This window comes from Pseudomonas sp. X4, assembly GCF_040784925.1.
Lineage (GTDB): Bacteria > Pseudomonadota > Gammaproteobacteria > Pseudomonadales > Pseudomonadaceae > Aquipseudomonas > Aquipseudomonas putida_Z.
The window spans coordinates 1,280,184-1,305,393 of sequence record NZ_CP160798.1 but is presented as its reverse complement, the minus strand read 5'-3'; the positions used below and the strand labels follow the sequence as shown (position 1 = coordinate 1,305,393).

General features: G+C 64.0%; 23 protein-coding genes. 13 read left to right on the top strand and 10 right to left on the bottom strand.

All coding sequences use genetic code 11. The annotated features are described in order from the left end of the window. Positions 1–40: 40 nt before the first annotated feature. Genes ABX298_RS05665 through ABX298_RS05655 form a run of 3 tightly spaced genes read right to left on the bottom strand, consistent with a single transcriptional unit; the run spans position 41 to position 3,595 of the window. A complete protein-coding gene (locus tag ABX298_RS05665; protein ID WP_075046255.1) occupies positions 41–607 on the bottom strand; it encodes a cob(I)yrinic acid a,c-diamide adenosyltransferase in 567 nt (188 codons plus the stop codon). A gap of 1 nt (position 608) precedes the next feature. Then, positions 609–2,639, bottom strand: coding sequence for an ATP-binding protein (locus ABX298_RS05660; protein WP_075046254.1), 2,031 nt, complete (start codon positions 2,637–2,639; stop codon positions 609–611). A gap of 38 nt (positions 2,640–2,677) precedes the next feature. Continuing rightward, positions 2,678–3,595 (bottom strand): putative 2-dehydropantoate 2-reductase, encoded by a 918-nt coding sequence (locus ABX298_RS05655; RefSeq protein ID WP_075046253.1) that lies wholly within the window; start codon positions 3,593–3,595, stop codon positions 2,678–2,680. Positions 3,596–3,695: 100 nt separating this feature from the next. Between ABX298_RS05655 and ABX298_RS05650 the strand changes: the two genes are divergently transcribed. The 3 genes from ABX298_RS05650 (at position 3,696) to ABX298_RS05640 (ending at position 6,597) form a co-directional block, all read left to right on the top strand. After that, the gene (locus ABX298_RS05650) at positions 3,696–4,181 is read left to right on the top strand and encodes a YajQ family cyclic di-GMP-binding protein (RefSeq protein WP_013974099.1); all 486 of its coding nucleotides are present in this window, start codon (positions 3,696–3,698) and stop codon (positions 4,179–4,181) included. Positions 4,182–4,295: 114 nt separating this feature from the next. After that, positions 4,296–5,138: a mechanosensitive ion channel family protein gene (locus tag ABX298_RS05645; protein ID WP_286100541.1), complete on the top strand. Its 843-nt coding sequence runs from the start codon at positions 4,296–4,298 to the stop codon at positions 5,136–5,138. A 214-nt stretch (positions 5,139–5,352) separates the two neighbouring features. After that, the gene (locus ABX298_RS05640) at positions 5,353–6,597 is read left to right on the top strand and encodes an MFS transporter (protein WP_367394170.1); all 1,245 of its coding nucleotides are present in this window, start codon (positions 5,353–5,355) and stop codon (positions 6,595–6,597) included. A gap of 132 nt (positions 6,598–6,729) precedes the next feature. Here ABX298_RS05640 and ABX298_RS05635 read toward each other — a convergent pair whose 3' ends face one another. Both ABX298_RS05635 and ABX298_RS05630 read right to left on the bottom strand, forming a co-directional pair. Then, positions 6,730–8,277, bottom strand: a complete 1,548-nt coding sequence (locus ABX298_RS05635; RefSeq protein ID WP_025340534.1) for an AmpG family muropeptide MFS transporter — start codon at positions 8,275–8,277, stop codon at positions 6,730–6,732. A 43-nt stretch (positions 8,278–8,320) separates the two neighbouring features. Continuing rightward, complete coding sequence (locus ABX298_RS05630) at positions 8,321–8,674, bottom strand: MGMT family protein (protein WP_085592113.1); 354 nt, start codon at positions 8,672–8,674, stop codon at positions 8,321–8,323. Positions 8,675–8,840: 166 nt separating this feature from the next. Here ABX298_RS05630 and ABX298_RS05625 point away from each other — a divergent pair, with 166 nt between their 5' ends. The 5 genes from ABX298_RS05625 (at position 8,841) to groL (ending at position 13,610) form a co-directional block, all read left to right on the top strand. Next, positions 8,841–9,851, top strand: a complete 1,011-nt coding sequence (locus tag ABX298_RS05625; protein WP_075046250.1) for a DUF481 domain-containing protein — start codon at positions 8,841–8,843, stop codon at positions 9,849–9,851. A 181-nt stretch (positions 9,852–10,032) separates the two neighbouring features. Beyond that, the gene (locus tag ABX298_RS05620; protein WP_075046249.1) at positions 10,033–10,764 is read left to right on the top strand and encodes a HugZ family protein; all 732 of its coding nucleotides are present in this window, start codon (positions 10,033–10,035) and stop codon (positions 10,762–10,764) included. Between the two features lie 67 nt (positions 10,765–10,831). Further along, positions 10,832–11,293, top strand: coding sequence for an FxsA family protein (locus tag ABX298_RS05615; RefSeq protein WP_025340530.1), 462 nt, complete (start codon positions 10,832–10,834; stop codon positions 11,291–11,293). Positions 11,294–11,627: 334 nt separating this feature from the next. Continuing rightward, positions 11,628–11,921 (top strand): co-chaperone GroES, encoded by a 294-nt coding sequence (locus ABX298_RS05610; RefSeq protein WP_003260750.1) that lies wholly within the window; start codon positions 11,628–11,630, stop codon positions 11,919–11,921. Positions 11,922–11,969: 48 nt separating this feature from the next. Further along, positions 11,970–13,610, top strand: a complete 1,641-nt coding sequence (gene groL / locus ABX298_RS05605) for a chaperonin GroEL (RefSeq protein ID WP_013974091.1) — start codon at positions 11,970–11,972, stop codon at positions 13,608–13,610. A 202-nt stretch (positions 13,611–13,812) separates the two neighbouring features. Here groL and ABX298_RS05600 read toward each other — a convergent pair whose 3' ends face one another. Next, positions 13,813–14,541, bottom strand: a complete 729-nt coding sequence (locus ABX298_RS05600) for a phosphatase PAP2 family protein (protein ID WP_367394169.1) — start codon at positions 14,539–14,541, stop codon at positions 13,813–13,815. Between the two features lie 183 nt (positions 14,542–14,724). On the opposite strand from ABX298_RS05600, the gene colR reads away from it, so the two are divergent. From colR to ABX298_RS05575, 5 genes are all read left to right on the top strand, one after another. After that, complete coding sequence (gene colR / locus ABX298_RS05595; protein WP_003255215.1) at positions 14,725–15,408, top strand: two-component system response regulator ColR; 684 nt, start codon at positions 14,725–14,727, stop codon at positions 15,406–15,408. After that, the gene (locus ABX298_RS05590) at positions 15,398–16,708 is read left to right on the top strand and encodes a HAMP domain-containing sensor histidine kinase (protein WP_025340528.1); all 1,311 of its coding nucleotides are present in this window, start codon (positions 15,398–15,400) and stop codon (positions 16,706–16,708) included. Before colR ends, ABX298_RS05590 begins: the two co-directional genes overlap by 11 nt. Before the next feature lie 107 nt (positions 16,709–16,815). Then, positions 16,816–17,499, top strand: coding sequence for a class I SAM-dependent methyltransferase (locus tag ABX298_RS05585; protein ID WP_025340527.1), 684 nt, complete (start codon positions 16,816–16,818; stop codon positions 17,497–17,499). A gap of 6 nt (positions 17,500–17,505) precedes the next feature. Further along, positions 17,506–18,207, top strand: a complete 702-nt coding sequence (locus tag ABX298_RS05580) for a lipopolysaccharide kinase InaA family protein (RefSeq protein WP_084785262.1) — start codon at positions 17,506–17,508, stop codon at positions 18,205–18,207. Next, complete coding sequence (locus tag ABX298_RS05575; protein WP_025340525.1) at positions 18,204–18,437, top strand: hypothetical protein; 234 nt, start codon at positions 18,204–18,206, stop codon at positions 18,435–18,437. The genes ABX298_RS05580 and ABX298_RS05575 overlap by 4 nt, the downstream gene beginning before the upstream one ends. Positions 18,438–18,605: 168 nt before the next feature. On the opposite strand, the gene ABX298_RS05570 is transcribed toward ABX298_RS05575, so the two are convergent. The 4 genes from ABX298_RS05570 to ABX298_RS05555 all read right to left on the bottom strand — a co-directional run bounded on the left by ABX298_RS05570 (position 18,606) and on the right by ABX298_RS05555 (position 25,208). Continuing rightward, positions 18,606–21,650: a multidrug efflux RND transporter permease subunit gene (locus tag ABX298_RS05570; protein ID WP_075046246.1), complete on the bottom strand. Its 3,045-nt coding sequence runs from the start codon at positions 21,648–21,650 to the stop codon at positions 18,606–18,608. A 12-nt stretch (positions 21,651–21,662) separates the two neighbouring features. Further along, positions 21,663–22,811 carry an efflux RND transporter periplasmic adaptor subunit gene (locus ABX298_RS05565; RefSeq protein WP_289514485.1) on the bottom strand — a complete coding sequence of 383 codons (1,149 nt, stop codon included), beginning with the start codon at positions 22,809–22,811 and terminating at the stop codon, positions 21,663–21,665. A 232-nt stretch (positions 22,812–23,043) separates the two neighbouring features. Then, positions 23,044–24,141, bottom strand: a complete 1,098-nt coding sequence (locus ABX298_RS05560; protein WP_013974083.1) for a DUF1513 domain-containing protein — start codon at positions 24,139–24,141, stop codon at positions 23,044–23,046. Positions 24,142–24,143: 2 nt separating this feature from the next. Next, a complete protein-coding gene (locus ABX298_RS05555) occupies positions 24,144–25,208 on the bottom strand; it encodes an imelysin family protein (protein WP_025340522.1) in 1,065 nt (354 codons plus the stop codon). Positions 25,209–25,210: the final 2 nt, after the last annotated feature.

Genomic DNA, 25,210 nt, shown 5'->3' with positions numbered 1-25,210 from the left:
GCCTTGTGTCGCGATGGGCTGCGCAGCAGCCCCAAAAATATCAGCCCTGCGGCTTTTCAGCAGGCTGCCACAAAACCTCAGCCACCCCCTGCCGCCGCCCAATGATCCGCGCCGCCACGAACAGCAGATCCGAAAGCCGGTTGATATAGGCCAACCCAACCCCCGCCAACGGCTCCAGCGCATTCAGCTGCTGGCACCGCCGCTCCGCACTGCGCGCCAGGCTCCGGCACACATGCGCCTGCGCCACCAGCGCCGAGCCACTGGGCAAGATGAAGTTCTTCAACGGCCCCAGCTCTTCATTCCACACATCGATCGCCGCCTCCAGGCGTTCCACCTCCGCCAGGTTCAACGCCTGGTAACTGGGCATCGCCAGCTCACCGCCCAGGTCGAACAGGCGGTGCTGACACGGCACCAACACTGCGCTCACTTCATCCAACCCTTGTTCGGCCAGCCCCGCCAGCAGCAAACCCAGCTGGCTGTTCAGGCTGTCCACCTCGCCAATCGCTTCGATCCGTGGGTGGTCCTTGGGCACCCGACGCCCGTCGCCCAGGCCGGTTTCGCCTTTGTCGCCGGTGCGGGTGTAGATCTTCGACAGGCGGTAACCCATGTCATTTCTCCGTTTTGGCCGGCGCCGCCGCTGCCGGCTGGCCGAGGGGCAGGCGCAGGGTGAAGCAGGTACCCTGGCCGGGCGTGGATTGCACTTCCATCTGCCCCTTGTGGTTGTTGGTGATGATGAAGTACGAGACCGACAGGCCCAGCCCGGTACCCTGGCCGATTTCCTTGGTGGTGAAGAACGGCTCGAAGGTGCGTTTGCGCACCCCCTCGGGCATGCCGACGCCGTTGTCCTCGACCTGGATTTCTGCCCATGGCGGGCTCAAGCGGGTGCGCAGGGTGATGCGCCCGGGCTCGCTCGGCTGCGGCCGCTGGTGGATGGCCTGGGCGGCGTTTTTCAGCAGGTTGAGCAGCACCTGCTCCAATTCGTTGGCGGTGCACGGCACCTGCCCCAGTTCGGGGTCGAACTGGCGCACGATGGCCTGGCCCTTGAAGTCGAAGCCGATGGCCAGGTCGAAGTCGTTGCCGGCAATCTCCACCGCCTGATCGATCAGCGCCGGCAGGTCGCACGGCGCCAACTGGCGGTTGCTGCGGCGGCTGAAACTGAGCATGTGGGTGACGATCTTCGCCGCCCGCGCACCGGCCTGCTGGATGCCGTCGAGCAGTAGCGGTACTTCGCGGCTCTCCAGGTAACGGTTGACCGTGGGCAGGTCGATGCCCAGTTCCTCTGCCTGCTCCTGGTTGCGCGGCAGCTCGGGTGACAGGCGCCGGCGGATGTTCTGCACGTTATGCAGGATCGCGCCTAGCGGGTTGTTGATCTCGTGGGCCATGCCGGCGGCCAGGCCGCCGACCGAAAGCATCTTCTCCGATTGCACCATCATTTCCTCCAGCGACAGGCGCTGGGTGATGTCGTCGATACGGATGACCACGCCACGGCCGCCGCCACCGGTCAGCGGGTAGAAGGTCAGGGCGTAGTGGCGCAGGTCGTCGCCTTTGGGCCAGGTGACTCGCTCGATCTTCGCCACCCGGTGCTTTTCCACGGTTTCCTTCAGCTGCGGCAGGAACGGCTTGAGCGGTTCGAAGGCGATGAAGATCGGCTGGTTCAGCGCTTCGTCCAGTGGCGTGCCGGAAAGCACCGTGGCTTCGTGATTCCACTGGGTCACGTAGAGCTGTTCGTCGAGAGCGATCAGCGCCGAAGGCATCGAGTCGATGATGCTGTTGAGGTAGTTCTGGAAACCGGTGAGCTTCTTCTCGATCTTGCTGCGCACCTGGACTTCCAGCTCCAGCTTGCGGTTGGTATGGCGGGTTTCCTCGGCCAGGCCCTGGGCCTGGTCATAGGCCTCCTGGAACTCGTCGCGGGTGCGCTTGAGCTGCTGTTCGCGGGCCTCGATGCGCGAAAGCATGGTGTTGAACGCTTCGGCCAGGCTGCCGATTTCGTCGTCGTTGCCGCGATGCGCACGCAGGGCATAGCTCTCTTCGCGGGTGACCTGGCGGCTGAGCTCTTCGAGCTGGTTGATCGGCTGGGTGATCAGGCGTTTGATCTGCCGGGCGATGACGATCCACAGCAGGATGCTGAACACCAGGATGCCCAGGCTGGCGCTGAGGGTGCCGGTGTAGAAAGCCGTGGGCAGTTCGCTGCTGGCTACCAGCAGCAGGTGCGCGGGCGGGTTGGCGTCGCGTGGCATGCGGATCAGCTGGGTGCTGCGAAACTCCATCAGGCGCCAGCCGTCGATGTCGCGAAAACGCCTGGGCAACGCCAGCGGCTCGCCGTGCTGCAGTTGCGCCAGTATGCGGCCATCGCCACCGTAGACGGCGGCGGCGCGCAGCGGCGTGTAGCTGTCCAGTTCCTTGAGCAGGGCGCTGGCGGTGTCCGGGCTGTCGCCGGCGCGGGCCGCGAGCTGCGGGTTGGCCACCAGTCGGCCGATGGTGTGCAGCGCCTGTGGCGCCATGCTTTCCTGGGTGATCCAGTAGGCGGCGCTGATGAAGGTGAGGTTGGCCACCAGCAGGATGGTCACCAGCAACACCAGCAGGGCCGCCAGCAGCTTCTGCCCGACCGGGAGGTTTTCCAGGCGTTGGCGCAAGGTCATGGGCTAGGCAATGTCCATATCCGGTTGAAAGGGCCGCGTCAGTCGCAGGGCAAACCACGCACGCGCAGGTTATCGACCAGGTGCTGCAGCAGGCGTTCCAGCTGTGGCAGCTGCAGGCCATGACGGCTAGCGGCGCGGCAGGCGTGGCCAAGTAGGTAGTGCACCTCGGTGCGCCGGCCAGCGCGTACATCCTGGTACATGGAAGAGTAGTTGGCTGCGGTGGCGAGGATTACCCGCTGTACTTCTTCGTCCAGCCCGTTTGCCGCTTCTGGCTGACCACAGCGGCGCAGCAGCTGGGCCAGCTCGATGCACAGGGCGTCCACTTCGCCCAGGTGGCCCAGCAGCCCGCCGTTCTGGCAGTCGTGCAGCACGGTCAGCGGGTTGATGGCGCAATTGAGCGCCAGCTTGCGCCACAGGCGGGTGAGGATATCCACCGTCCACTCGGCGGGGATGCCGGCCTCGTGCAGGTCATCGAACCAGGTCGGGATCGTCGGGTTGCATGGGTCGCCCAGCCAGTTGAAGCCGTGGCCGGCAAAGCGTACCTGCCAGTCACCCTCGCGGAACGCCCCTTCGGTACTGGAGGCGAAGATGCAGCGCGCGTGGGGCACCAGGTCGGCGACTTCGTCCTGGCTGCCCAGGCCGTTCTGCAGCAGCACCACTTCGGCGCCCTCGGCCAGGCGCGCTGCCACGCCGGCAATGGCCGGGGCAGCGTCGTAGGCCTTGCAGGCCACCAGCAGACGATGGATCGGGCCGTGTGCCTGCGCGGTTTCGGCGGGGATGGCGTAGTGGCGGGGCTGGTCCTGTTCGACCAGGGTAAGGCCGCCGGCCTGCTGGTAGGCCTGCAGCCGTTGCCCGTCACGCAGGATCAGGCGTACTGCCTTGCCCGCGCGCGCCAGGCGGCAAGCCCACAGGCTGCCCAGGCTACCGGCGCCGAGAATATGCCAGGTGCTGCTCATATGCGTTTCGCAACCCGTTATAATGAGCCCGCATTTTAACCGTCAAACCCAGCGCGCTCCATCTTCAGCCTGAGCGCGCTTTTATTTTGGGAGAACAACCATGCCTTCGTTCGACGTGGTATCGGAACTGGACAAGCACGAAGTGCAGAACGCGGTCGACAACGCCATCAAGGACCTGGACCGCCGCTACGACCTCAAGGGCAAGGGTACCTTCGAGTTCAAGGACAAAGAGCAGACCGTGATGCTTACCGCCGAGGAAGAGTTCCAGCTCGAAGCGATGCTGGAAATCCTGCGCCTGGCGCTGGTCAAGCGCAAGATCGACGTGAAGTGCCTGGAAACCAAGGACCCGTACGCCTCGGGCAAGGAAAAGAAACAGGAAGCCAAGTTCCGCGAAGGCATCGACAAGGACCTGGCGAAGAAGATCGTCGCCACCATCAAGGATGCCAAGCTGAAAGTGCAGGCCGCCATCCAGGGCGAACAGGTACGCGTTACCGGTAAAAAGCGTGACGACCTGCAGGAAGCCATTGCCCTGCTGCGTACCAAGGAATTCGACATGCCGTTGCAGTTCAACAACTTCCGCGACTGATGTGGGCACCACCCGGAACCCCGATGGCGAAATGATGTCCATGGGGGCCGGGGCTGCGCAATCGCGCGCGGCCTGTTCTACCGTGTACTTGCCGCTCGGCATCAGGAGATGAATATGGATTTGAACGCTGAAGTCGATCAGCTGGTCCGCCAATCCCAGACCTGGATTCCCTTGATCATGGAATACGGCAGCCGTGTGCTGCTGGCGCTGCTGACCCTGGCGGTCGGCTGGTGGATCATCAACAAGGTCAGCGCCCGCCTGGGCAGGCTGGTTGGCCTGCGCAACGCCGACCTGGCGCTGCAGGGCTTCATCAGCACCCTGTCGAATATCGTGCTGAAGGTGCTGCTGTTCGTCAGCGTGGCGTCGATGATCGGTATCGAGACCACCTCGTTCGTTGCCGCCATCGGTGCCGCGGGCCTGGCCATCGGCCTGGCCTTGCAGGGCAGCCTGGCGAACTTCGCCGGCGGTGTGCTGATCCTGATGTTCCGCCCGTTCCGCATCGGTGACTGGATCGAGGCGCAAGGCGTGGCTGGCACCGTCGACAGCATCCAGATCTTCCACACCGTGCTGCGCACCGGTGACAACAAGACCGTGATCATGCCCAACGGCAGCCTGTCCAACGGCATCATCACCAACACCAACCGCCAGCCGACGCGCAAGGTGGTGTTCGATGTGGGCGTGGACTACGACGCCGACCTGCAGAAGGCCCGCAACGTGCTGCTGGAGCTGGCGCAGGACCCGCGTGTGCTGCCCGACCCGGCGCCGCAGGCGGTGGTCGCGACCCTGGGCGACAGCTCGATCACCGTGTCGTTGCGCTTGTGGACCAAGACTGCCGATTACTGGGATGTGATGTTCATGCTCAACGAGCATGCGCGTGACCGGTTGAAGGCCGAAGGGATCGACATTCCGTTCCCGCAGCGGGTGATTCGCGTGGTGCAGGAGACTGCGCCGCAGTAATACCGCGTTGAAGCCGGGGCCGCTTCGCGCCCCATCGCCGGCAAGCCAGCTCCCACAGGGTTATCACAGTCTTCAGGCCTGTGTTGTACCTGTGGGAGCCGGCTTGCCGGCGATGGGGCGCGAAGCGGCCCCGGCTTTTTACACTTGTTCACAGCAATACCCCGCCATTTCTGGCATATAGCCTGACCCCACCTGCCACACCCGATACGCCATCATGAAACCACTGCTGTACATCACCCCCCTGCGCGCCTTGCTGTTCGGCCTGACCCTGGCGCTGTTCGAGCTGCTCACCTACCTGGCCAGCGACGCCGTCATGCCGGCCATGCCGGTGGTGGTCGGCGACCTGAACGCCAGCCCCGAATACATTCCCCACGCCCTCAACCTGTACCTGCTGGGTGGCGTGGTGCTGCAATGGCTGATCGGCCCGCTGGCCGACCGCTATGGCCGGCGCCCGTTGCTGCTGATCGGCTGCGCGTTCTTCGGCCTGGCCTGCCTGGCCACCTTCTGGGTCCACGACATCGGCCTGTTCAACTTGCTGCGCCTGCTGCAGGGCATCGGCCTGGGCTTTGTGGTCACGGTCAGCTACCCGGCCCTGAACGAAGCCTTCAGCGAAGCGGACGCCGTGCGCATGATGGCCCTGCTGGCCAACATCGCCTTGCTCTCGCCGCTGCTCGGGCCGCTGGTGGGTACCTTGCTGCTGCAGTGGCTGGACTGGCGCTGGCTGTTCGTGGCCTTTGCCATCGGCGCGGTTCTGGCCTGGCTGCTGCTGCACCGGCTGATGCCGGAAACCCTTGGCGTGGAGCGCCGTGATGGCTCACGCCTGGCATTCACGCCCATCCACCTGATGCCGCTGCTGGCCGGTTACGGCCAGTTGCTGGCCAACCGCCGCTTTGTCGCAGGTAGCGCGGCCCTGGGCCTGGTCGGTCTGCCGCTGATTGGCTGGATCGGCCTGTCGCCGGTGCTGCTGATCCACGACGAGGGGCTGAGCACCATGGAATACGCCTTGTGGCAGTTGCCGGTGTTTGGCGGGCTGATCCTGGGCAACCTGATCATCAACCGCATCGCCGACCGCTATCCGCTGCCGGCGCTGGTGCGGGGTGCGTTGTGGCCATACCTGGCCGGCCTGTGCCTGATGGTGCTGGCGACCTGGTACTGGCCGAGCGTGACCAGCGTGGTGGCGGGCATGTCGCTGTACGCATTGGGGTTGGGCGTGGCCAACGCGGTGCTGTATCGCATGACGCTGTTCGCCAGCGAGCAGAGCAAGGGCCTGGTCTCGGCCATGCTGGGGATGATCACCATCGCCTTGCTGGGGTTGGGTGGGGCGGTGCTGGCGATGATTGGCGCCGGGGCCAGCTTGCTGCACTTTGCCCTGGCGGCAGGCGTGGCGGGGGCCTTGGCGCTGTGGCCGCTGTGGTTTGTGGTGGGTGGGCGGCCTGGTGAGGGGGCTGTTGCTCAGTAAACTTTATTGCCTGTACCGGCCTCTTCGCGGGTAAACCCGCTCCCACAGGTACAGCACTGCCCTCGAGAGCTGTGCAGTCCCTGTGGGAGCGGGTTTACCCGCGAAGAGGCCAGTACAGGCAATACAAATCTGTCAGGGCCGCTCGGCCGCCGAACCTTCCTCTGCCACCGGTTTGCCCGGCCCGGCCTCCTGGCGCCACTGCAGGGCAATCAGGATCAAAGTCGGCACGCCCAGCAGGGCAGTGATCAGGAAGAAGTCGTGGTAACCGAACTTCTCCACCATCACCCCCGAATAACCCCCGATCAGCCTTGGCAACAGCAGCATGATCGAACTGAGCAACGCGTACTGGGTAGCCGAGAACTTCAGGTTGGTCAGGCTCGACAGGTAGGCGACGAAGGCCGAGGTGGCCATGCCGGAGCTGAAGTTGTCCAGCGAGATGGTCACCACCAGCATCTGCAGGTTCGGGCCCATGTCGGCCAGCATCAGGAACAGGATGTTGGTGCCCGCCGAGGCCACACCGCCGATGAACAGGATCGGCATGATGCCGAAGCGCACGATCAGCAGGCCACCAACCCCGGCGCCGACCAGGGTCATGATCAGGCCGAAGATCTTGCTGACGCTGGCGATCTGGTCCTTGGTGAAGCCCATGTCGATGTAGAACACGTTGGCCATCACGCCCATCACCGTGTCCGACATGCGATAGGTGGCGATCAGGCCGAGCAGCAGCAGGGCCTGCCAGCGGTAGCGGGCGATGAAGTCGTTGACCGGGGTCAGCACCGGGGCCAGGCCGCGACGGCCCAGGCTCGACAGGCACGCCCAGGTCAGCAGCACGTAGAGGATCAGGCGCAGGAAGGCGCGGTCTTCCAGCAGCAGGTCCAGTGGCGTGGCATCACCGGAGATGACGCTGGACCAGCCGGTATTGAACATCTGGGTGAAGCTGGCCGGTACCGAAACCAGCAGGATGATCAGCACGAACACCGAGGCCAGCTGGTGCACCAGCCCATAGCGCGCTGCCGACAGCTGGGTACGCATGGGTACGGGCGGTTCGCGCATGATCAGGGTGGTGAACACGGCGGGCAGCATCATTACCGCGAACATGACGTAGGTGCCGGCCCAGGCCTTGTGCAGGTAGCTGAAACCGGTGGAGCCGAACCACTCGGCGAAGAACAGTGCACCAGCCGTGGCCAGCAGGGCCGCCACGCGGTAGCCGGCCATGTAGCTGGCAGCGAGCGCAGCCTGGCGCTGGTCGTCGGCGATTTCCAGGCGGTAGGCATCGACGGCGATGTCCTGGGTAGCGGAGGCGAAGGCCACCAGCACCGCCAGGGCGATCAGCCATGACAGGTGCTGCTGCGGATCGCACAGGCTCATGCCGACCAGCCCGACCACCACCAGCGCCTGCGACAGCAGCAGCCACGAACGCCGACGCCCCAGGCTGCCGAGCAGCGGCAGGCGCCATTGGTCGAGCAGCGGCGACCACACCCACTTGAAGGCGTAGGCCAGGCCGATCAGGCTGGCGTAACCAATGGTCTCGCGGGCCACGCCGGCTTCGCGCAACCACACCGAAAGGGTGGAGAACACCAGCATGTAAGGCAGACCGGCAGCGAAGCCGAGCAGCAAAAGTACCAAGGTTGACGGGCTGGCATAGGCAGCAAGCGCAGCGCGCCAGGTTTTACGGGGCATGGGCCAACATCTGCCTCAAGTTTGCGAAAACAAAGCGCGCACTCTAACCGCTGTGCTCCATCGGGCGCCAGCCATGGCGCGTCATATCCACACGATTGTTGGTTACATTCACACCCTCCGCACGCAGTCGCGCCCGTTGTTCATCCCCGGACGGGGTCCCCAGTGCCAGGCTCAGCCGGCCACCTGCGCCAAGCACCCGGTGCCAGGGCAAGCGAGTGTCCGCGGGCAGTTGCCCGAGGGTACGCCCGACCCAGCGTGCCGCCCGCCCAAGCCCCGCCAGCTCGGCCAATTGGCCATAGCTGACCACCTTGCCGGCCGGCACTTGGCCGAGTACCGAATACAGCGCCGTTCGTCGGCCCTCGGCGGAGTCGAGGGCGTGCTCATATCCGTCAGACATCAGGCCCCCATTGGGTTGCAGATGAAACCGGACCGGCGGTCTGGCAAATGAGAGTTGAACTCAACGGCATGCTCCCGGTCTTTCCTTGCTCTGGTCGTGGTTATCTGGATAATGCCCGGCTTTTTTCGCCAAATCGAACCCGTAGTCCGCAAAACATAGCCCGCTTATGAATTCTAGATCCTTGTTGTGCCTGCTTGCTGTTTCCCTGTGCGCCTCCCCGGTGTTCGCCGACACCGTGTGGATGAAGAACGGTGACCGGCTCAGCGGCAAGATCAAAGTCTTCGATGGCGGCAAGCTGCTGCTGGAAACCCCCTATGGCGGTTCCATCGCCCTGGACTGGAAAGAAGTCCAGACCCTGGAGAGCGACCAGGAGATGCTGGTCAAGCAGGACGCCTACAGCGGTGAGCGCGCCAAGTCGCTGAAGGCCGCCGAGCCCGGCAAGGTGACCTTGGCCAATGGCGAGGCGCCGAAGACCGTGGAGCTGGCCAGCATCGAGCAGATCATGAAGCCCAAGCCGCTGGTCGAGGACTTCGTGTGGAAGGGCAACGTCGACGTGGCGCTGGACTACAAGCGCGCCGAGAACGACACCGACGACTACGACGTCGGCTTCAAGACCAGCGCCCGCCATGGCCGCTGGCGGCACAACGCCGAAGGCGAATACAACCGCGAGACCAAGGACGACGTCACCACCACCGACAACTGGAGTGCCGAGTACGCCCTGGACCGCTTCCTCACCGAGAAGTGGTTCTGGCAGGGGCGCGTGGAGTACAAGCGCGACCGCATCGAAGACCTCGCCCGCCAGCGCACCGTGGGTACCGGCCCGGGTTACCAGTTCTGGGACGACGAACTGGGCGCATTCTCGCTGGGTTCGCTGATCAACCGTACCGACTTCGAATACCAGGATGGCGCCAAGGACAACTTCTATTCCGCGGCGGTGAAGTGGGACTACACCCGCTACCTGATTGGCAAGAACGTGCAGCTGTTCACCAACGGCGAGTTCGCCAAGCCGCTGGGTGGCGTGGCCGATTACGCGCTGGATGCCGAGATTGGCCTGCGCTACAAGGTCACCGAGTGGGCCTCGCTCAACCTCAAGGCGGAGAAGGACGTCATCACCGGTACGCGTGACAGTGACCTGGACAAGACCCGCTATACCGCAGGCTTCGGCGTTACCTGGTAAACCGCCGGGGGCGCTTTGCGCCCCTTTCGCGACACAAGGCCGCTCCCACAGAGGCAAGATGTACATCGGTCCATGTGGGAGCGGCCTTGTGTCGCGATGGGCTGCAAAGCAGCCCCATTGGCACTGGATCTGATAATGCTTATCTTGTCCCATCCAGCCCGATATCAGGAGCCGCCCCCAAGTGAGTACCAATGCCATCCGCCCCGCCCGGGAGCTGCTGCTCAAGGAATACCGCGGCGTGCTCTCGACCCATTCCAAGTCGATGCCCGGCTACCCGTTCGGCTCGGTCGTGCCGTACTGCCTGGACGCCCAGGGCAACCCGCTGATCCTCATCAGCCGCATCGCCCAGCACACCCACAACCTGCAGAAAGACCCCAAGTGCTCGCTGCTGGTGGGCGAACGCGAAGCCGAGGACGTGCAGGCCGTGGGGCGCCTGACGGTGATGGCCGAGGCGCACAAGCTGGTGGAGGAGGCCGCCATCGAGGCCGCCGCCGAGCGCTACTACCGCTATTTCCCGGACGCGGCCAACTACCACAAGGCCCACGACTTCGACTTCTGGGTGCTGCAGCCGGTGCGCCACCGCTACATCGGCGGCTTCGGCGCGATCCACTGGCTTGACCAGGTAACCCTGGCCAACCCGTTCGCCGGTAAAGCCGAGGCAAGCATGGTCGAGCACATGAACAACGACCACGCCAACGCCATCGCCCACTATGTGCAACTGACCGAGCTGCCAAACCATGCGCCAGCGCAGATGGTCGGGGTAGACAGCGAAGGCATGCACCTGCGTATCGGCCAGGCGGTGCACTGGTTGCCTTTCCCAAGTACTTGCAACACGCCGACACAAGTCCGCGAAGCCCTGGTTTTGCTGGCACGCGCCGACCAGTGGCCGGTTGCGACGGAAGTCGAGGGTTGAAAAGCCGAGCGCCCGCATCCATTTGTTGGTCTTACAGGAAGGGTCTCTTCCGACGAGGAATGCTTTGATGCGTGCTTTTCTACTGTTGTTTCTACTGTTTCCCGTGCTGGAGCTGTTCGTCTTCGTGAAGGTCAGTGCCGCCATCGGTTTCTTCCCGGCGCTGCTGCTGATCATCGCCGGCTCCGCCCTGGGTGTGCTGGTGATGCGCGTGGCCGGGCTGGCCACCGCACTGCGCGCCCGTGAAAGCCTGCAGCGTGGCGAACTGCCCGCCGAGGACATGTTCCAGGGCATGATGCTGGCCGTTGGTGGTGGCCTGCTGTTGCTGCCAGGTTTCATCAGCGACGTGCTGGGCCTGCTCTGCCTGCTGCCATTCACCCGTCACCTGGCCGCGCGCAAGATGCGCGAGCGTGCTGAGGCCCAGGCCATGCGCCAGCGCGCCTTCCAGGACGACCCGTTCCAGGCCCGGCCGCAGGATGGCGGGCATCGGCCGAATGTGATCGAAGGCGAGTACGAGCGCCGCGACAAGTAATAGCCGGGGGCCGCTTCGCGCCCCTTTCGCGACACAAGGCCGCTCCCACAGGGAATGCACACCTCCTGTGGGAGCGGCCTTGTGTCGGAAAAGGGGCGCGCAGCGGCCCCAGCTTTTTGCGGGGCCAAGGCGCTAATGAAAAATTTTCTGAAACAAGCCTTGTAATTGAATATGGCGGCCTCATGTATGTGGTCACCGCAAGGTTTCTGGTGGCGACACCAGACATTACACAGGTGCTTCGCCCATTGCGGATCACCCCCGGCAACGCCGGACTGCATCAAACCGCCGGTGTCGACACCGGCCGATGAAAACCACTATTTGGGAGAGATCGACAATGAAGCTTCGTCCTCTGCATGACCGCGTCGTTATCCGTCGCAGCGAAGAAGAATCGAAAACCGCTGGCGGTATCGTCCTGCCGGGTTCGGCCGCTGAAAAACCAAACCGCGGCGAAGTCGTCGCCGTCGGCACCGGTCGCATCCTGGACAACGGCGAAGTTCGCGCGCTGGCCGTGAAAGTGGGTGACAAAGTGGTTTTCGGCCCTTACTCGGGCAGCAACACCGTGAAAGTCGATGGCGAAGACCTGCTGGTCATGGCCGAGAACGAAATCCTCGCCGTTATCGAAGGCTGATTTCCCCGACTTCCCGTTACTCCAAAGAATTCCAAGGATTAAACGATCATGGCTGCTAAAGACGTAAAATTCGGCGACTCCGCTCGTAAGAAAATGCTGGTTGGTGTCAACGTTCTGGCTGACGCGGTAAAAGCGACCCTGGGCCCGAAAGGCCGTAACGTGGTGCTGGCCAAGAGCTTCGGCGCGCCGACCATCACCAAGGACGGCGTTTCCGTCGCCAAGGAAATCGAGCTGAAAGACGCCTTCGAGAACATGGGCGCCCAGCTGGTCAAGGAAGTTGCTTCCAAGGCCAACGACGCTGCCGGTGACGGCACCACCACCGCTACCGTCCTGGCTCAGGCCATCGTCAACGAAGGCCTGAAAGCCGTCGCTGCCGGCATGAACCCGATGGACCTGAAGCGCGGCATCGACAAGGCCACCGCTGCCGTCGTCGCCGAGCTGAAGAACCTGTCCAAGCCATGCGCCGACTCCAAGGCCATCGCCCAGGTAGGTACCATCTCCGCCAACTCCGACAACTCCATCGGTGAAATCATTGCCGAAGCCATGGAAAAAGTCGGTAAAGAAGGCGTGATCACCGTTGAAGAAGGCTCGGGCCTGGAAAACGAACTGTCTGTCGTGGAAGGCATGCAGTTCGACCGTGGCTACCTGTCGCCGTACTTCGTCAACAAGCCGGACACCATGGTTGCCGAGCTGGAAGGCCCGCTGCTGCTGCTGGTCGACAAGAAGATCTCCAACATCCGTGAGCTGCTGCCAGTTCTGGAAGCCGTTGCCAAGGCCGGCCGCCCACTGCTGATCGTTGCCGAAGACGTTGAAGGCGAAGCCCTGGCTACCCTGGTAGTCAACAACATGCGCGGCATCGTCAAGGTTGCTGCGGTCAAGGCTCCGGGCTTCGGCGACCGCCGCAAGGCCATGCTGCAGGACATCGCCGTCCTGACTGGCGGCCAGGTCATCTCCGAAGAAATCGGCCTGTCCCTGGAAACCGCTACCCTGGAGCACCTGGGTAACGCCAAGCGTGTCATCCTGTCCAAGGAAAACACCACCATCATCGACGGCGCTGGCGCCGACACCGAGATCGAAGCACGCGTCAAGCAGATCCGTGCCCAGATCGAAGAGACTTCCTCGGACTACGACCGTGAGAAGCTGCAAGAGCGTCTGGCCAAGCTGGCTGGCGGTGTTGCCGTGATCAAGGTCGGTGCCGGCACCGAAGTTGAAATGAAAGAGAAGAAAGCCCGCGTTGAAGACGCCCTGCACGCTACCCGTGCAGCCGTTGAAGAAGGCGTGGTGCCTGGCGGTGGTGTGGCCCTGGTTCGCTCCCTGGCTGCCATTGCCAACCTCAAAGGCGACAACGAAGACCAGAACGTCGGTATCGCCCTGCTGCGTCGCGCCGTTGAAGCGCCGCTGCGCCAGATCACTGCCAACGCCGGCGACGAGCCAAGCGTTGTCGCTGACAAGGTCAAGCAAGGTTCGGGTAACTTCGGTTACAACGCTGCTACCGGCGAATACGGCGACATGATCGAGATGGGCATCCTGGACCCAGCCAAGGTCACCCGTTCGGCGCTGCAAGCTGCTGCTTCGATCGGCGGTCTGATGATCACCACCGAAGCCATGGTTGCCGACCTGCCGGAAGACAAGCCAGCTGCTGGCATGCCAGACATGGGCGGCATGGGTGGCATGGGCGGCATGATGTAAGCCAGCCTTACCCCCTGCACCATGAAAAGCCCCGGTTCGCGAGAGCCGGGGCTTTTTTGTTTTCCCTGTTGGGGCCATTGGGGCTGCTTTGCAGCCCATCGCTGGCAAGCCAGCTCCCACAGGGATCGCACATGGCTTGAGGTCAATGCGGTCGAGGTGGGAGCTGGCTTGCCGGCGAAAGGGCCGCAAAGCGGCCCCGGGTTCAGGCGACGCTACGCTCAGCGGCGGGTACCCCAGCCATTCCCCGACGATACAGAACCAGGTAATACGACCCCAAGCCGATCAACCAGCAGAACACCGCCGTCCACACGTTGTGCGAAAGGAAGTGCGCCCCTTGCATCATCCTCCCCAGCGAAAGCACCGACCCGGCCACTAAGGCCACCGCCAACGCGACCCGCGCCAGCCTCGGCTTGCGATCACGCAACATGAAGAACAGCCCGAACAGGCAGAACCCGGTGGCGGCATGCCCGCCCGGCCAGCACAGCCCGGGCTTGTCGGTCGCCGGCCGGGGCTCCAGCAGCTTGCTGTAGGTTTCCTTGCCGCCAAACTGGGTCAGGCTCCACGGGCATTGCACCTGGGTCACTTTCTTCAGCGGTGTGACAAACGCCGTGGACAGGCCCAGTGCCAGCACCAGGCAGCCCAGCTCACGGCGCCAGCCGAACAGGCGCTTCCAGAAGAAGCTGGCAGCAAAGGTCACCAGCGACATCACGCCCAGCAGGATCACCCCCTGCTTGACCCGGTCATGCAGGATGTTCTCCAGCAAATAGCTGTGGCGGCCGATGAATTGCCCGGCAGCAGGGTCGAAGAACAGGTTGGCAATGTCCATGTCGACCGAGGTCAGTTCCAGCAGGATCAAGCCAAGCGCGGTCGCCAAGGGTAGCCCAAGGTACAGCCAGAAATTGATCGGGCGAGGGCGGGTTGGTTGCTGCATGACGGCTCCAGGGCGCGAAAAAGATCGGGCATTGTCGGCCGCCCGCTATCCTGTGTCCGTGAAGGATCAGTGAAAAAACCGTCAAGTGCGCTGAATTTTCCCTGGGGCTGGCACCCTGCAGGCATAGGCCTTAAGCTGCGCCTGCCGCGCACCACAGCGAGAAGCGCCGCACAGGAGAAACCGATGCGCATTCTTTTGGTTGAAGACAACCGCGATATCCTGGCCAACCTGGCCGATTACCTGGGCATGAAGGGCTACACCGTCGACTGCGCCCAGGATGGCCTGTCCGGCCTGCACCTGGCAGCCACCGAGCACTACGACCTGATCGTGCTCGACATCATGTTGCCGGGCATCGACGGCTACACCCTGTGCAAGCGCCTGCGCGAAGACGCCCGCCGCGATACGCCGGTGATCATGCTCACCGCCCGCGACCAACTGGACGACCGCCTGCAAGGCTTCCGCTCCGGTGCCGACGATTACCTGCTCAAGCCCTTCGCCCTGTCGGAGCTGGCCGCCCGCATCGAAGCGGTGCTGCGCCGGGCCCAGGGCGGCGGGCGCCGCACCTTGCAGGTGGCCGACCTCAGCTATGACCTCGACACCCTCGAAGTCACCCGCCAGGGCCGCCTGCTCAAGCTCAACCCGGTCGGCCTCAAGCTGCTGGCGGTGCTGATGCAGAAGAGCCCGCACGTATTGCGTCGCGAAGTGCTGGAAGAAGCCCTGTGGGGCGATGACTGCCCTGACAGCGACAGCCTGCGCAGCCATGTGCACCAGTTGCGCCAGGTGATCGACAAGCCGTTTGAAAAACCGCTGCTGCATACCGTCCATGGCGTCGGCTATCGCCTCGCCGAGGGCCGTGATGGAGTTTAAGCAAAGCCTTGCCCAGCGCATCATCATCGCCTTTGCCCTGATGAGCGCGCTGGTGGCCGGGGCCTTCGCCTTCGGCATCGTCGGCACCGTGCACCTGGTCGAAGAGCGGCTGATTTCCTCGGTGCTGGGCGGTGACCTGCAACGCCTGCTGCGCATGGACAGCGTCAGCGACTGGAGCCACCGGCCACGCCCCGACCAGTTGTTCTACTTCAGCGGCGGGCGTGACGACTTCGAGCTGCCCAAGGACCTGCGCCACCTCGACCGCGGCTTCCACGAGGTATTCCGCGATCAGCTGTCGTACCACGCCATGGTCGAGATCGTCGATGGCCGCCGCTATGTGCTGCTGCAGGACCAGAGCGACTTCGAGGAACGCGAGCGCGTGCTGTTCGCGGTGGTGGTGGTGGGCTTCCTGCTCAGCCTGGTGCTGGCGGTCATCCTCGGCTGGCTGGTGGCGCGCCGAGTGATGGCGCCGGTGATCCGCCTGGCGCGCCAGGTACGCCACCGTGATCAGTTGCTGGGCCTGGCCCCGCCGCTGGCGCCGGACTATGCCGCGGACGAAGTCGGCCAGCTGGCGGTAGCCTTCGACGATACCCTGGGCCGCCTGCGCGATGCGCTGACCCGCGAACGGTTGTTCACCAGCGATGTCAGCCATGAACTGCGCACGCCCTTGATGGTGCTGGCCACCTCGTGCGAACTGCTGATGGAAAACCCGACGCTGGACGCCCGCTCGCGCAGCCAGGTGGAGCGCGTGGCGCGGGCCACGGAAGAAATGCGCGAACTGGTCAAGACCTTCCTGATGCTGGCCCGGGCACAGCGCGACGAGGGCGCCGTGGCTTCGCGGGCCACCTTGCGGGAAGTGGCGGACGAACTGGTCGGGGTCTGGCGCGACACCATCGAACAGAAGGGCCTGGCCCTGTATTTCGATGGTCGTGTCAGTGCCAGCCCGGTGCTGTACAACGCCACCTTCCTGCAGTCGGTGATGGGCAACCTGCTGCGCAATGCCGCGCACTACACCGATAGCGGCTATATCCGGCTTAGCCTGGAAGCCAACGGCTTCAGCGTGGAGGACAGCGGCGTGGGTATCCCGGAGGAGCAGCGCGAGGCGATGTTCCGGCCGTTCGTGCGCGGCGACGAGCGGCGTGGCGAGGGCCTGGGCCTGGGCCTGTCGCTGGTACAGCGGATCTGCGACGACCAGGGCTGGCATGTCACCCTGACCTCGACCTTGCCGCACGGCTGCCGTTTCATGGTGGACCTGAGCAATACCGCGGCCAAGGGCGACCCAGAGGCTTTGGTCGAGTAATCTGTTGTAACAGGTCATTCGGCGCTCAACATATTTTTCACATCAGCATGACCTGATTCCTACGCTTGCTTACCTAATGTGGGCGGAATGGAGTCAGGAGATGCCCAATGCGTAGCCCCATCAAGCTTGAATTTTCCGAGAAGTACGACAAAGAACATGCGCGCGAGTACTTTCTCAAGCACCAGGATGGCCTGGCGCGACGCCTTTCCCACAAGCGTGATGAGCAGCTGGCGCGTCGCGCCTTGGCATTGGCTGGTGAGCCTGGGCTAGTCCTCGATCTGCCATGCGGTGCCGGCCGCTTCTGGCCATTGCTGGCAGAAAAGCCCAACCGGGTGATCATCGGCGCCGACAACTCCGAAGCGATGATCGAGACAGCCTGTACCGCGCAAGCGCCAGAGGTGGTTGCACGGGTACGCCCTTTGCAGACTTCGGCGTTTGCCATCGACTTGCCGGACAACTCGGTGGACAGCATTTTCTGCATGCGCTTGTTCCACCACATTGGCGAAGCGGCGCACAGAAAGACCATTCTTTCGGAATTTCAACGGGTTAGCCGTGATAGTGTGATCCTGTCATTGTGGGTGGATGGTAACTTCAAGGCCTGGCGCCGGAAAAAACTGGAACAGCGTCGCAGCGCCAGGAAGGGCGACCAGGACAATTACCAGAACCGTTTTGTGTTACCGGCCGACACGGTCGAAGAAGAATTCCGAGCCGCCGGCTTCAGAATCCAGGAACGCCTCGACTTCCTGCCGTTCTATGCCATGTGGCGGGTATATGTATTGCGTAAGGGGTAGTGTTTGATGGCTGTAGCCCAGAGAGGGGAGTCGCGGTTCGATTTTTACTGGCGCCAGCAGGGCGAGTGGGTCGAGGAGCCTAACCAGCGCCGTGGTGGCGAGAGTGGTGTGCAACGCCTCGACGATGGCAATGGCAAGCTGCTGTATGCCAAGCGCCAGGTCGGGCATATCTACCGTAGCCTGCTGCACCCTTTCGGCCGGCCGACCGTATTGCGTGAACTCGATGCGTTGAACAGCTTCGAGCAACTGGGCGTGCGTGTACCGCGCATCGTCTTCTGTGGCGCCGAGCGTGGTGCCGACCAGCAGTGGCGTGCGTTGCTGGTGAGCGAAGCACTCGACGGCTTCGTCGAACTCGACACCTGGCATGCCGAAGGTGCCCGCGAGCGTTACCCGCAGGTGGTGCATGAGCGCATGCTCAAGGACCTGGCGGACAACCTGGCGCGCATGCACCTGGGGCACTGGCAGCACGGCTGCCTGTATGGCAAGCACGTGTTCATCAAGGTGATTGGCGAGGGCGAGCAGGCCAGGGTCGAAGTCGCCCTGCTGGACCTGGAAAAATGCCGGCGGCGCATCAGCTGCCAGCGCGCGGCGGGCAATGACCTGCGCCAGCTGCGCCGCCATTCGTCGATCAATGACGCGGAATGGCAAACACTGCTCTACTTTTACCAGATGGCGTTTGGCAGCGCTGTCAAAGGGTTAGAGCAATGAAACTAGAAATAGCTCGAGCTTTGTTCCTGGTAGCTGGCCTGGCGGTGACCACCGTGGCGGTGGCTGCGTGGGAAGAGCCGAGGCCGACAGTGTTCAGCAAGGCCGAACTGGCCGACCAGTGCGCGTTGCCGCGGGATGTGAAACCGCAGCAACAGGCCGAGGCCGCGCCGGATCAGGACCTGTTGCTGTTCCTGTTCGGCATGCGCCAGGGGTTGCGGCCGTTCGGTTGAACCCGGTGTAGATGGAAATGCCAGAGGCCTCGCGATTGCGGGGCCTCTGGCATTTTTGCATTTGCCTTGCCGGCCTCTTCGCGGGTGAACCCGCTCCCACAGGTACTGCACCCATTCCGGATCCGGTGCCGTACCTGTGGGAGCGGGTTTACCCGCGAAGAGGCCGGTTCAGGCAACCGAAGTCGCTCTGGCCACCTCTTTGTGCGCCAGCAGGGTGTAGATACAAGGCAACACGAACAGGGTAAACAGCGTGCCGATCGACATCCCGGTGGCAATCACCGTACCGATGTCGAAGCGGCTTACCGCCCCCGCCCCGGTCGCCAGGATCAGCGGCACCATGCCGAACACCATCGCCGCCGTGGTCATCAGCACCGGCCGCAGGCGAATCGCCGCGGCTTCCTCGATCGCCTCGCGCACGCTCAGGCCGCGCTCCTCACGCAACTGGTTGGCAAACTCGACAATGAGGATGCCGTGCTTGCTGATCAGCCCGATCAGCGTCACCAGCCCGACCTGGGTGTAGATGTTCATGCTCGATACGCCCAGGAACAGCGGCAGCAGCGCGCCACAGATCGACAACGGCACCGTCACCAGAATCACCAGCGGGTCGCGGAAGCTTTCGAACTGCGCCGCCAGCACCAGGAAGATGATCGCCAACGCCAGGCCGAAGGTCACCCACAGCGCGCTGCCTTCCTGCACGTACTGCCGCGCCACGCCGGCATAGTCAAAGGCGAAGCCTTCCGGAGCCTCTTCGCGGGCGATGCCCTGCACGGTCTGCAGCGCCTCGCCCAGGCTGACCATGGGCACGCCCTGGATGATCGCCGAGTTCAGCTGCTGGAACTGGTTGAGCTGGCGCGGGCGGGCGCGGTCGGTGAGGGTGATGAGGGTGGATAGTGGCAGCAGCTGGCCCTGGTCGTTCTTCACGTAGTAGTTGTTCAGCCAGCCGGGGTTGTCGCGGTACGGCCGCTCGACCTGGGCAATCACCTTGTAGCTGCGGCCTTCGAGGGTGAAGCGGTTGATTTCCGCCTCGCCCAGCAAGGTCGCAAGGGTGCTGCCCAAGGTGTCCATCGACACCCCCATCTGCGCCGCCTTGGCCCGGTCGATATCCACCACCACCTCGGGCTTGTCGAAGGCCAGGTCGATGTCGAGGAAGGCGAACTTGCCGGATTCCTGGGCGCGGGCCTTGATGCGCTGGGCCACATCCAGCAGTGCCGGGTAGTCGCCAGCGCTGTTGATGACGAACTGGAATGGCAGGCCCTCGCCGGTGCCGGGCAGCGACGGCAGGTTGAAGCCGAAGATCTGCAGGCCACTGATTTCCTCGAGCTTGCTCTGCACCAGCGGCAGCAGCTCCATCTGCGTGCGCTCGCGCTCGTTCCAGGGCTTGAGCAGGAAGCCGCCGATGCCGGTCTGCACGCCATTGAAACCGTTGATCTGGAACGACGAGTAATACTCGGGGAAAGCCTTGAACAGCGGGGTGAATTCGTCGGTATAGGCGTTGAGGTAATCAAGGTTGGCCGGCTGCGGCGAACTGCTCATCATGAAGATCACCCCCTGGTCCTCGTTCGGCGCCAGTTCGTTCTGGGTGAACTTCAGCAGTACCGGAATCAGGCACAGGATGATCACGGCAAACACCAGCACGACGGGCCGGCTGTCGAGGGTGGTGTGCAGCAGGCGCTGGTAGCGCACCTTCAGGCGTTCGAACAGCATGTCCAGGCGGTGGGCCAGGCCGCTGGGGTTCTGTTCCTGGCGCAGCAGCAGGGCGCACATCATCGGTGACAGGGTGAGGGCAACGATGCCGGAGATGATCACCGCACCGGCCAGGGTTAGGGCAAACTCCTTGAACAGCGCGCCGGTGAGCCCGGTAAGGAAGCCGATCGGTGCATACACCGCTGCCAGGGTGATGGTCATCGACACCACCGGCATGGCGATTTCGCGGGCGCCCTCGAGGGCGGCGTCGAACGGTGACTTGCCTTCTTCCATGTGCCGGTGGATGTTCTCCACCACGACAATCGCGTCGTCCACCACCAGGCCGATGGCCAGCACCATGGCCAGCAGGGTCAGCAGGTTGAGCGAGTAGCCCATCATCTGCATGAAGAACAGCACGCCGATCATCGACAGCGGGATGGTCACCACCGGGATCAGCACCGAACGCAGGGCACCGAGGAACAGGAACACCACCACGATGACGATCAGTACCGCTTCGCCGAGGGTCTTGATCACTTCGTCGATGGAGGCCTGGATGAACAGCGTGGCGTCGTAGGCGATCGATACCTTCAGTGCCGAGGGTAGCTGGCTTTCCAGCTCGGGCATGATGCGCCGCACTTCCTTGATGACGTCTAGCGGGTTGGCGGCCGGTGTGGCCTTGATGCCGATGTACACCGATGGGGTGCCGTCGAACGAGCTGACCGTGTCGTAGTTTTCCGCCCCCATCTCGACCCGTGCCACATCGCCCAGCAGCACGCGGCTGTCGCCACTGGTCTTGACCGGCAGGGCGGCGAACGCTTCGGCCGACTTCAGCTCGGTGCTGGCGTTGATGCTGGTGACCACGTATTCGCCCTTCACCTCGCCGGCCGCGGAAAGGAAGTTGTAGCGGCGCACGGCATTGGTCACGTCGGTGGCCGACAGGCCATAGCCTGCCAGTTTCACTGGGTCGATCCAGATGCGCATGGCGAACACCTGGTTGCCGAGGATTTCCGCTTCGGCCATGCCCGGCAGGGTCGCCAGCTTGGGCTGGATCACCCGTGACAGATAGTCGGTGATTTGCGGGTTGCTCATCTCCTTGCTGTAGAAACTGATGTACATCAGCGCCGAGGCATCGGCGGCTTCCTTGCTCAGTACCGGGTCTTCCGAGTCCTGGGGCAGCTTGTTGCGCACTTCGTTGGCCTTGGCCAGCAGTTCGGTGAACAACCGGTCGCTGTCGGCGCCGATGCGGGCGTAGATGGAAATGATCGAGAAGTTCTGCCGGCTCACCGAGGTCATGTAGTCGATGCCTTCGGCGCTGGCCAGGCTTTGCTGCAGCGGCTGGGTGATATAGCCCTGGATGGTCTCGGCGTTGGCGCCGGGGTAGGCGGTGGTCACCGTGATCAGGGCGTTTTCCATTTGCGGGTACTGGCGGATCTGCAGCTTGTTCCAGGCCTGGAAGCCCAGCAGCAGGATCAGCAGGCTGACCACGCTGGCCAGCACCGGGCGGCGGATGAACGGGTCGGTGAACGCCATGCCAGCCTCCTGTCAGTCCTTGCCCGGCGCGCCCTGTGCGGGCTTGAGGGCTTTGTCCTGGCCGATGCGGATCGCGGCGCCGGGGGTGAGCTTCAGTTGGCCGGCGGTGACCACCTGTTCCCCGGCCTGCAGGCCCTTGCTGACCACCACCACGCCGTCACGGCGCTCGCCGGTCTGCACCGTGCGCTGCTCGGCGGTGAGCTGCGGCTGGCCCTTGTCGTCGTTTTCCGGCTTGCCATCCTTGTCCTTTTTCGGCGTGGCGACGTACACCGAGTTGCCATACAGGGTGTAGGTGATGGCGCTTTCCGGCACTACCACTTGTGGCTGCGGGTTGGGTAGCAGGATCAGCAGACTGGCGAACATGCCCGGCAGCAGCTTGCCGTCCGGGTTGGCCATGGTCGCGCGCACCAGCAGGTTGCGCGTGGTTTCCTCGACCTTGGGGTTGATAGCGCTGAGGCTGGCTGGGAAGGTCTGGCCCGGGTAGGCGGCCACCTGCACCAGCACCTGCTGGCCCAGGCTGAGGTGCGGCAGGGCCTGTTCCGGTACGTTGAAGTCGACGTAGAGGCTGGATGTGTCCTGCAGGGTGGCGATCACCGTGCCGGCGGCCAGGTAGTCGCCGACGTCCACCTGGCGAATGCCGATGGTGCCGCTGAACGGGGCGCTGATGCTCTTCTTGGTCTTCGATGCCTTGAGCTGGTCGACCACCGCCTGGTTGCGCCGGTACTGGGCGGTGAGGCGGTCGAACTCGCCGCGGGAGATGGCCGAGTCGCCGACCAGCTGGCTGCCACGGCCGAAATCTACCTTGGCCAGGCCCAGGTCAGCCTGGGCGGTGCCGAGCAGGGCGGTTTCCTGGTCGTCGTTGAGTTGCAGCAACAGTTGCCCGGCCTTGACCTGCTGGCCCGAGTCGAAATGCAGGGCCTTGACGATGCCTTCCACCTCCAGGCTCAGCTCCACGCCCTGTAGCGCCTTGAGGCTGCCGACGGCGGGCAGGCGCTCTTGCCACGAGCGCTGTTCGGCCAAGGCGGCCGCCACGGTGATGGGCGGCTTGGGGGCAGTGAACATCTGGATCTGCTGGTAGATCGAAAAGGCTTTGTAGCCCCCCAGGGCCAGCACGATCAGCAGAACCACGGCCAACATGATGAGCATGCGGCGGCGCAGCATAGTCCGGTTCCTTGGATGCGGTTGTTATTCGCTTAGACACGACAACGGGCGATCCTGCCCACGTGTGGATGGGGGAAGTATTGACTGTTTTTGGGGGGAAGGGGAGTGGAATGCCTGGGCCGGCCCCTTCGCGGCTGAAGCCGCTCCCACAGGGACCGCGCAGTCAGCGGGTTGCGCTATTCCTGTGGGAGCGGCTTTAGCCGCGAAGGGGCCAGTACAGCCAACCCGAAAATCAGACGAGATGCAGGTGGTTGTCCCAGAAACCGGACGGCAGGTTCATCGGTTGCCCGACCAGCTCGGCCTTGCGGCAATCATAGAACCGGCAACGGCCCTGCCCGGAGGTGACGACAAAGCCGTCCTGTACCGCGCCCACCCCTGCGCAATCGGGCATTGGCGCATCCAGCCGCACCGCGCCGCTGTCCAGGTCCCAGACGAACAGGCGGTTGGCCCGTGGCGCGGTCAGCGCGACCAGCCGAAGCTCGCTGTGGATAGCCACGCTGGCGGTGTACTGGGCCATGGCCTGCAACTGCCGCTCCGGCACCGGGAAGGCCTTGAACGGCTCGCCCGGGCGCTTGATCGCCAGCAGCTCTGCGGTTTCATCGGCATCGCCCATGAACTGTTGGCAGGCGGCGATAGTGCCATCGCTGCCTACCGCCAGGTGGCGCACGCTGTTCATCTGCTGGGCCAGGGTTTCCTTGCTCAGCAGGGTACCGTCGCGCTGCATCAGCACCAGGCTCGGTTCCATGGCGTCGAGGTTCATCTCCACCCGGCTTTCGGCTTCGGTGCGGATACCGCCGTTGGCCACGATCAGCGTTTCGCCGTCCGGCAGCCAGGCCACTTCGTGCGGGCCGATACCGTGGGTCGGAATCTCCCCGCTGTGCACCAGGCGCTCGCCTTCGAAGCGGTACACACCGAGTACGCCACGCCCCGGGTCGGTGGTGTCGTTCTCGGTGGCATACAGCCATTCGCCACCTTTGTGGATGACCGCGTGGCCGTAGAAGTGCCGGTTCGGCTGCGAGGTGACGGTCTGCAGCAGGCGCCCGTCGCGCAGGTCGACCAGGTAGCTTTCGGTGCCGGGGCGGCGGGCGACGAACAGGGCGATCGGCAGGTCCGGGTGATGGATGATGGCATGGCAACGTTGGGCGACCTGGGTGCTGAACACCTGGGTGCCGTCCAGGCGGAACCCGACCGCATAGTGCTTGCCGTCGCCGTCGTCACGCGCCGACAGCAGCAGGGGCTCGCTGCCTTTGTTGCGGAACAGGCTCCAGCCGCCCAGGGTGAGGGCGCTGAGCAATACGCTACCGAGTTTGAGGGCCTGGCGTCGCAGCATGATCAGTCACCGTCGTTGGCATTGAAGCCCAGCTGGATGTTCAACGCCTTGGCCAGCTCGCCTTCGTGCAGGCGGTGGACGGCGTTGAGGCTGTCGTAGATCTGGTTCAGGGTTTGCTGGCCGGCGTCGTCGGCCAGCAGCTCGCCCAGGGTCTTCTGGTTGGCGGCCAGCAGTTTGAGCGAGGCAGCGTAGGCGGCGTCGATCTTGTCCGCCAAGGCTTTCTGATCGCTGGACAGCAAGCCGCGCAGGCCTTGGTTGTCGACCCCGACCCAGACCGCTTCGGCGGCCTTGAGGCTGGCCTCCAGGCTCTTGAGCGAGCTGTGGCTGCGCCAGGCTTCGGCCTGCAGTGGCTGCGGGATACCCTTGCTCTGGCGGCCCATCGGCGCACCGAGCTTTTTCTTCAGGCTGTCCAGGGCGGTGACCTGGGCGCGCAGCAGGTCGGCGATGGCCTCGTGGGAGTCGGCGTAGCGCTGGTTGGGGAACTTGGTCATCTGCGAGAGCATGCCGTCGGTGCTGTTCCAGCCCTTGAGGATCTCTTCGGCCAGGGCCTTCTGGTGTTCACCAATGGCGACCAGCAACGGGCAGTAGCGGGCTTTCTGCTCGGCTGTGGCGATGTCCGGCTTGCTGTCGAACAGGATGTACTCGTAGGCCGACAGGCCACGTACCACCACGCTGGCCTTGCCCAGGGCCGCGGCATCGACCGGCTGGTCGGCGTTGACCAGCTGCTCGACCTGGCGGCCGACCAGGTTCTTCTTGTCGGGCCAGAACTGTACCTGCCAGGCGCGGTTGCCTTCGGCCAGCGGGCCGACCAGCAGCGGTTGCAGTTCGGCCCAGGCCTTTTGCGCGTTGAGGAAGTCGGCACGGGCCTTGTCCAGGGTTTCCTTGCCTTCGCAGTAGGCCAGGGCGCTGGCGGCCAGCGTTCGGTCGGCTTCGACCCAGCGGCTGTAGGTGGGCAGGATCACCTGCTTGGCGATGGCAGCGGAGGTCACGGCTTGCGGGTCCTGCGGCGAGCAGGCGCCGAGGGCGAGTGCGGCGAGGCTGGTGAACAACAGTTTGGGTCGGAACATGC